At 49.7% G+C, this 8,095-nt stretch carries 5 protein-coding genes and 1 tRNA gene; 1 reads left to right on the forward strand and 5 read right to left on the reverse strand.

Features of this window, described 5'->3' with window-relative positions:
* The 5 genes from cas9 to ACTHS3_RS09040 form a co-directional block, all read right to left on the reverse strand.
* The coding region (gene cas9, locus ACTHS3_RS09020) for a type II CRISPR RNA-guided endonuclease Cas9 (protein WP_440367739.1) at positions 1 to 1,842 on the reverse strand (1,842 nt) is incomplete at its 3' end.
* 269 nt (positions 1,843 to 2,111) lie between these two features.
* Positions 2,112 to 3,536, reverse strand: coding sequence for an alanine/glycine:cation symporter family protein (locus tag ACTHS3_RS09025; RefSeq protein ID WP_070624650.1), 1,425 nt, complete (start codon positions 3,534 to 3,536; stop codon positions 2,112 to 2,114).
* 262 nt (positions 3,537 to 3,798) lie between these two features.
* Positions 3,799 to 5,310, reverse strand: coding sequence for a lysine--tRNA ligase (gene lysS / locus ACTHS3_RS09030; protein WP_049323415.1), 1,512 nt, complete (start codon positions 5,308 to 5,310; stop codon positions 3,799 to 3,801).
* A gap of 179 nt (positions 5,311 to 5,489) precedes the next feature.
* Positions 5,490 to 6,932: an aldehyde dehydrogenase gene (gene aldA / locus ACTHS3_RS09035; protein ID WP_070588191.1), complete on the reverse strand. Its 1,443-nt coding sequence runs from the start codon at positions 6,930 to 6,932 to the stop codon at positions 5,490 to 5,492.
* 311 nt (positions 6,933 to 7,243) lie between these two features.
* Positions 7,244 to 7,319: transfer RNA gene (locus ACTHS3_RS09040), tRNA-Lys, on the reverse strand.
* A 182-nt stretch (positions 7,320 to 7,501) separates the two neighbouring features.
* On the opposite strand from ACTHS3_RS09040, the gene ACTHS3_RS09045 reads away from it, so the two are divergent.
* A complete protein-coding gene (locus ACTHS3_RS09045; RefSeq protein WP_003749309.1) occupies positions 7,502 to 7,933 on the forward strand; it encodes an Ag473 family lipoprotein in 432 nt (143 codons plus the stop codon).
* Positions 7,934 to 8,095 lie beyond the last annotated feature (162 nt).

Raw genomic sequence — 8,095 nt, forward strand, 5'->3', positions numbered from 1 at the left:
TTTGTTTTGGTTTTCGCTGCCCAATACCAGCACTTTATTGTTGAAACTGTCGTCCCATGTGCGCGAGAACGGCAGGGCATGGTCGATTTCGATATAGCCTTTTTCGTTCAGACGGCCTAGGTTGATTTCTTTGCCCGAATACAGGCATTTGCCGTGTTGTTGCTCGTACAGGCGCAGTTTCAGAATATCTTTGGATTTGGGTTCGCCGACAAAATTGGGGAAATACTCTCGGAACTTAGCGGCGGCTTTTTCCCGGTCTTTACGGTTTTCTTCTTGGCGTTTTTCGATTTCTTTGCGGTCTTTAAACGATTTGCCTACTTCCCTTGCCGTTTCAATATGGATACGTGCAGGGGAGCCGTACCGGCGTACAACGGCATTTATGACTTTTCTGGCTTGAGATAAGGCGCGCAAGACGACGGGGTTGCGGATTTCGTCGGCGGGAATCGGCGGCAGATAAATCTTTTCTTCCGCATTTTTCTTGCCGTAATGGTCTCCGTAGATTTCGGCGCAGGCTTCATCGTAACGTTTGCCTTGCTCCATTAGAGGCACAATTCGGCGCAATGCTTTCAAGGAAATTTGGACGAACTTGTCGAAGCTGATGTGTTTTAACAGCGCTTCTAAAATTTCGGGCTGAACACGGTCTTTCAGACGGCCTGTAATGTCTTCATCGGTTTTGAACAGGGAGAATGCCGTGCCGATTTCGTCTTGTAATTCGGGAGAAAGGTTTAATGGGGATTTTTTGTCTTTCAATCCTTCTTTTTCCAGCGCACGGCTGATGGCATGGTAGGCCTTCATTTCCATCAATGTTGAGGCTTCGGCATTGTCTTTACCATAGCGCAAGCCTTTGAAAAAGGCGGTATCTTCTAAACCCAGCAGCTTACGGGCTTGTGCGTAAGTCAGTTTGGATTTTCTGTATGGCTCGTCCATAAGCGTGGCGCGTTCGGTAGTGGTCAATGGCCGCTCGCTGCCTTGCTCTAAAATACGCAGGTTGTTCAGCTTGGTCAGCCAGATGAAACGTCCGGCGGTGTAGGTGTTTTTAGCGGCTTTCGGCTCTGTCGGCTCAAAGGTGCAATACCCCAACATTTTTTGAACAGCATCGCCAGACAGGGCAGGGCGTTGCGCCATCAGCAGGGTTTCAATACCTTCTTTAAGGCCGTCTGAAACATGCGGATTGCCGAATTCTTTTTGTTTTTCAAACAGTAAATTCAGCTCTGCTTGTAAATCTTTGCGGTTGAACGTATGCGAATAATCGCCGCGTTGGTTGCGGATATGGCCGCTTTCTTTCTCAAATTTATTTAAAGCTAATTCGGCTGGTGTGCGGAAATTGCCTGTTTGTAAGGCATGGGCATTGTCGGCTACGCCTTTAAGCAAAGCGCCAAGCTCCTTATCGGCAGTTTCGCCCTCGTTTTTTCTTTGCGACAAATAGCCGCGATGTTTGATTAAATGCAACAAGACTGCCGACCACTCCAAAGGCGTCAGTTTGCGATCTAATGCGGCTGCGCGAAGTTGCCATGGTGTATTCGGTAAGGATTTAATCAAGCCGTTTTCATCAAAATCGGCGGCTTGTAATACGCCTTCGCGTTTCAATAGGCGACGGGCCCGAAGCAGGCGATGGGCGCGACGGCGGGTCAGGCGGCGGACGCTGCGTGCCAAGCGTCTCGCTGCTGCGAGAGAGTCGCCTGTTTTCGGTACTTCCGCACGCTCAAATACGCGCACGCCTAAATCAATCAGGCGGATGGGGTTTTCTTCTTCATCAATTTCTACCATTGCCCAGCCGACGGATGCGATGCCGATATCGAGGCCGAGGATGTAGTTGATTGGGTTGGGTTTGAATGCAGCCATCAGTTTCTCCGTAATGTGATGTTTGGTAAGTATAAATATATCCTAGGTAAGTATTACCATGCAAATGAAATGCTTGACTGGGTGCCGATTTGGAATTAGAATCTGTCCATATTGTTGCACTGCGAAATGAGAAACGTTGCTACAATAAGGCCGTCTGAAAAGATGTGCCGCAACGCTCTGCCCCTTAAGGCTTCTGCTTTAAGGGGCATCGTTTTGTCTAAATGGCAGGGATTAAAAAGGCCGTCTGAAGTTTCAGACGGCCTTTGGTTTTACCAGATATCGGATTTGATTTTGCGTTTCAAGCCCGGGTGTTCAGAGAGTTTGAACTCTGGGTCTTTGCCCATTTTCAGCTTGGCTGTGTAGTCTTTCAACAGCAGGAAGGCAAGTGGTGACAGGAGCAGGATGGCAACGAGGTTAATCCATGCCATGATGCCCATGGCCATGTCTGCCATATCCCATACCAAGGGTACGTTGGCAACTGCGCCGAAGTAGACCCATGCCAAAACCAGCATACGGAAAACGGCGGTAACCAGCCAATGGCTCTTGATGAATTGGACGTTGGACTCGGCATAGGCATAGTTGCCGATAACGGTTGAAAAGGCAAACATAAACAGGATGGCAGCAAGGAAGCCCGCTCCCCATTCGCCTACCTGGCTGACGATTGCCGCTTGGGTCAGCGCCGCACCGCTCAGGTCGCCGTAAGGCTGTTGATAGGTCAAGACGATAAAGGCGGTGCATGAGCAGACGATGATGGTATCGACGAAAACGCCCAGCATTTGAATCATGCCTTGGGAGACGGGGTGTTTTACTTCGGCTGCGGCTGCGGCGTTCGGCGCGGAACCCATACCCGCCTCATTGGAATACAGGCCGCGTTTGATACCCTGCATCATGGTGGTCGAAATCAGACCGCCGAGGAAACCGCCTGCAGCCGAATCAAAGTTGAACGCGTTGGAGAAAATCTGACCGAACACGTCAGGAATCAGGGAAATATTGGTAGCAATGATGAAGAGTGCTATGACGAGATATAAAACCGCCATCAGTGGAACGATAATTTCCGCGGCTTTAGATACGCGACGGATACCGCCGAAGATAATAGGGGCAGTCAGAATGACCAGGGCGACACCGACATAGTGTTGATCCCAGCCCCATGCCGCTTTGGTGGTATCGGCGATGGTATTGGTCTGTACGGCTTCAAATACAAAGCCGAAACAGAAAATCAGGCTCAGGGCGAACAAAACGCCCAGCCATTTTTGTCCCAGGCCTTGAGTTATGTAGTAGGCAGGACCGCCGCGGAAGTGGTGGTTGTCGTAGTCCCGGACTTTAAAGAGTTGGGCCAGTGAAGATTCGACAAACGCCGAACTCATGCCGATTAAGGCGGTTACCCACATCCAGAATACCGCGCCCGGCCCGCCGAGTTTGATGGCAATCGCCACACCGGCGATGTTGCCTACGCCTACGCGGCTGGCCAAGCCGGTAACGAATGCTTGGAACGGTGTGATTCCGTGCGGATCATCACCTTGTTTGCGGCCACTCAGCATTTCTTTGATACTGCGGCCGAAGAGGCGGAATTGTACAAAACCGGTGGTAACGGTGAAAAAGAGGCCTACGCCTAAAAGCATATATACCAACCCCGACCACATTGGGTCGTTGATGGCGTTTACCCAGCCGTGAAGCTGTTCGAAAAATTGATCCATACAAACCTTTCAGAGTTTCTGCATTTTCAGACGGCCTGTGTGTGTGGGCTGTCTGTAATTGGATGTATTCTAGCAGACTGTCAACAAACTGAAAAACGTTTACATATTCTTTTTTATATTATCTTTTTGATTATCATGGAATTTTATTATTATGGTGTAAAGGATTTATCGATTTAAACTCTTCCGTTTTACATATTTAAACAAAAAGGCCGTCTGAAAACAGAGTCTTGTTTTCAGACGGCCTTGATTTTATTTCAATGCGTTATTCGGGACGCATTTGTGGGAACAGAATTACGTCGCGGATGGTTTGCGAATCGGTCAGCAACATTACCAAGCGGTCGATACCGATGCCGCAGCCGCCGGTCGGCGGCAGGCCGAATTCCATGGCGCGGATGTAGTCGGCATCATAGTGCATGGCTTCGTCGTCGCCGGCATCTTTTTGCGCCACTTGCGCTTTGAAGCGTTCGGCTTGGTCTTCCGGATCGTTCAACTCAGAGTAACCGTTTGCCAGTTCGCGGCCGACAACGAAAAGCTCGAAGCGTTCGGTCAAACCTGGTTTGCTGTCGGATGCGCGTGCCAATGGCGACACTTCGACAGGGTAGTCGATGATGAAAGTCGGGTTCCACAGTTTGCCCTCGGCGCAACCTTCAAACAGGGCAAGTTGCAGGCTGCCGATACCTGGAGAAGGAGGCAAGCTTTCGCCGTGTTTGACGATTTCTTTTTTCAGCCATTCTTCATCGTTCAACTGCTCATCGGTGTAGTGCGGATTGTATTTTTTGATGGCACCGAGAATGGTCAGGCGTTCAAACGGGCTTTCCAAATCGACTTCTTTTCCGTTGTAGCTGATTTTTGCTGTGCCGTTTACTGCGCGGGAAGCGTTGCGGATGATGTCTTCCGCCATTTGCATCATGCGTTCGTAGTCGGAGAAGGCTTCGTAGAATTCGATCATGGTGAATTCAGGGTTGTGGCGTACGGACATGCCCTCGTTACGGAAGCTGCGGTTGATTTCAAACACGCGTTCCAAGCCGCCGACAACCAAGCGTTTCAGATACAGCTCGGGAGCGATACGCAGATAGAGCGGAATGTCCAAGGCATTGTGGTGGGTAACGAACGGTTTTGCCGTCGCACCGCCCGGAATCGGGTGCATCATTGGGGTTTCAACTTCCAAATAATGCTCGTTGACCATGAAATTGCGCACGGATTGGATGATTTGGCTGCGTTTGATGAAGGTATTGCGTGATTCTTCGTTGGCAATCAAATCGACGTAGCGTTGACGGTATTTGGTTTCCTGATCGCTCAAACCTTTGTGTTTGTCCGGCAGAGGGCGCAGGGATTTGGATAGCAGGCGGATGTTGGACACGCGCACGGTCAATTCGCCGTGGTTGGTTTTGAACAAAGTACCTTCCGCGCCGACGATGTCGCCCAAGTCCCAGTGGTTGAAGTCGTCCAAAACTTCTTGGCTCACACCTTTGTTGTTCAGATAAAGCTGGATTTGACCGGTAACGTCTTGAATGGTGGCGAAGCTGGCTTTGCCCATTTGACGTTTGAGCATCATGCGGCCGGCTACTTTGACGGGAATGCCTTGCGGGTCGAGTTCTTCTTTGCTGATTTCACCGTATTGGGTATGCAGGTCGGCGGCGAAGCTGTCGCGTTTGAAATCGTTAGGGTAGGCGTTGCGTTCTTTGCGGATGTTGTGCAGTTTCTCGCGGCGCAGGGCGATGATTTGGTTTTCGTCCAACTGCGGCTCGATTTGAGGATTGTTTTGTTCGCTCATGGTGTTTTCCGGAAAAATAAGTCAGGCTGCCGGAGTGTTCAGACGGCCTGAATAAAGTGAAAAATTGGCTCTATTTTACGCGATGTCGGTATTTTTTTCTATAAAGCCAGAAAGGCCGTCTGAAACCTGAAAAATCGGTTTCAGACGGCCTTTTGTTTTATGAAGGGCAGTATCGGCAGTTAGATATCGGTTTCTAAATAAACAACTTGGGTTTGCAGATATTCTTCCAAGCCGTGTTTGCCGTCGGCGCCGCCGATACCTGATTTTTTCCAACCGGCATGGAAGCCCTGCATGGCTTCAAAGTTTTCGCGGTTGATGTAGGTTTCGCCGAAACGCAGACGGCGGGTTACATAAAACGCTTCATTCAGATTGGTGGTATAGACGGAGCTGGTCAGGCCGAATTCGCTGTCGTTTGCCAAAGCAATGACTTGATCGAGCGTGTCGAAAGTGGCAACAGGCAGGACGGGGCCGAAGGTTTCTTCCTTCATGATGTCCATGCTGTTGTCGGTATTGGTCAGCAGGGTAGGTTCGAAGAAGTAGCCTTTGCCGTCGGCACGTTTGCCGCCGCAAACCAAAGTTGCGCCTTGTCGAACTGCACGTTCGACTTTCTCGGCAACGGCTTTGACGGCGCGCTCTTCAATCAATGGGCCCATTTCCAGTGCGCCAGGTTCGGCCTTAGCTGGATTGCCGTAGCGCACGCCTTTCATGGCGGCGGTCATTTTTTCAATAAATGCGTCTTTCAGGCTGTTGTGGACATACACGCGTTCGGCGCAGTTACAGATTTGACCAGTATTGCCCACGCGTGAAGCCAAGATGGATTTGACGGCCAGATCCAGGTCGGCATCTTTCAAAACGATGGCAGGGGCTTTGCCGCCCAGTTCCAGTGAGACTTTGGTAATGTTGGCGGCGGCAGCTTCCATTACTTGACGGCCGGCATCGACAGAACCGGTCAGGCTGACCATATCGACTTGCGGATGCGATGCTAAGGCATTGCCGATTTCTGCGCCTGGGCCGTTGACGACGTTGAATACGCCGGCAGGTAAGCCTGAAGCATGAACGATTTCAGCAAAGATGTGGCAGTTAATCGGGGTAACGCTGCTTGGTTTGACGACGATGGTATTGCCTGTTACCAAAGCCGGGCCCATTTTGCGGGCGATCAGGAAGAATGGGAAGTTCCACGGCAAAATGCCGGCGATTACGCCCAAAGGACGTTTGAACAATAAAATGTTTTCGCGCGGACGGTCGCTTTGGATGATTTCGCCTTCATAACGGCGCGCCCATTCGGCTTGGTAATCGAGATAATCGGCAGTGAACATGACTTCTATGCGTGCCAAATCTTTGGTTTTTCCGCCTTCGGCAACAATGGTATCCGTCAGCTCGTCGGCACGTTCGCGGATGCCTTGGGCAATTTTGCGCAGGTATGCGCCGCGCTCAACGGCAGGCAAACGCTCCCATGTAGTTTGCGCATCTCTGGCCGCGGCAACGGCACGATCAACATCGGCTTTTCCACCTTTAGGCTCACGCGCGATGACTTCTTCGGTTGCCGGATTCAATACATCACGCCATGTACCGTTAAAGTCGGTTTCAAAGCGGCCGTTGATATACATAGACAGTTGTTTCATCAAACCTTCTCCTGTTGTTGTAGTTGGATGTAGTTTTAGTCTATGCCTAAATTGTCTGGCATACAAGAGGATTTGGCATGGGTTGATGGTAGGTATTTGGAAGTTTTTAGAAAAAGATGTTGGGTGGGGGAGTTGGGTTTGATTGATTCAAGAGGTTGGTGCTGGTGTGATGCCTTGAGTTGCATCCATAACAGCATTGTGACAAAGCTCGGATATTGCTTGATTTTGATGATGAGAAAGGTATCAAGTGAAGAAAGGCTTGATGGAGAATATAAAAAAAACCTGCTTTTTTCAAAGCAGGTTTTCATATTTGGTGGGTCGTGAGCGATTCGAACGCTCGACCAACGGATTAAAAGTCCGCTGCTCTACCGACTGAGCTAACGACCCGATAAGCTGTGCATTATAGGGAGATTGTTTCTTTTCGTCAACTGTTTTTTTGAAATTTTTTTCAAAAAACGTAAACCAGCTGTTATTTGGCGTTAATTCTCCCTTTTTCGAGTATTAATTATGTTATGATTTTCTAATCTGTCAGTTCTGATGGATATTTTTTAGACCAAAGGATATACAACATGAAAAAATTATTGATTGCTGCGATGATGGTGGCTGGTTTGGCTGCTTGTTCTCAAGAGGCGAAACAGGAAACTCAAGAAGCGGCTTCTGCCGTTGCTTCTGATGTGAACGCTGCTGCCGAACACGCGGCTTCTGCTGCCGATGCTGCTGCTTCCGAAGCTAAAGGCGCTGCTGAACAGGCTGTTTCTGACGCTAAAGAAGCCGGTGCCGATGCGAAGGAAACTGCGGAGAAAGCAATTTCCGATGCTAAAGAAACTACCGGTAAAGCCATCGATGGTGCTAAAGAAGCCAGCGACAAAGCCTTGGACGATGCAAAAGCTGCTGTGGGTGAAGCTAAAGATGCTGCCAAAGATGCGGCTAAAGATGCTTTGGGTAAAGCAGCCGATGCGACTCAAGAAGCTGCCGATAAATTGAAAGACGCTGCTAAATAAGCTGGTGTTTGATATTTGAAAAGGCCGTCTGAAATGTTCAGACGGCCTTTTTATATCGGCAGATTATTTTTTCTCTTGCTGACGCGTGTACACCAAAGAAGTCAGGATGGATGCACCCAGTGCGCCGAAGACGACGGACAGGGAAATGGAAATCGGGATATG

This window comes from Neisseria sp. P0009.S007 (assembly GCF_051962515.1).

What these genes read in the sequence shown, in the direction of transcription:
- ACTHS3_RS09025 (WP_070624650.1), bottom strand. Translation starts at nt 3,536, where the DNA reads ATGGATCAATTTTTCGAACAGCTTCACGGCTGGGTAAACGCCATCAAC.
- lysS (WP_049323415.1), bottom strand. Translation starts at nt 5,310, where the DNA reads ATGAGCGAACAAAACAATCCTCAAATCGAGCCGCAGTTGGACGAAAAC.
- aldA (WP_070588191.1), bottom strand. Translation starts at nt 6,932, where the DNA reads ATGAAACAACTGTCTATGTATATCAACGGCCGCTTTGAAACCGACTTT.
- ACTHS3_RS09045 (WP_003749309.1), top strand. Translation starts at nt 7,502, where the DNA reads ATGAAAAAATTATTGATTGCTGCGATGATGGTGGCTGGTTTGGCTGCT.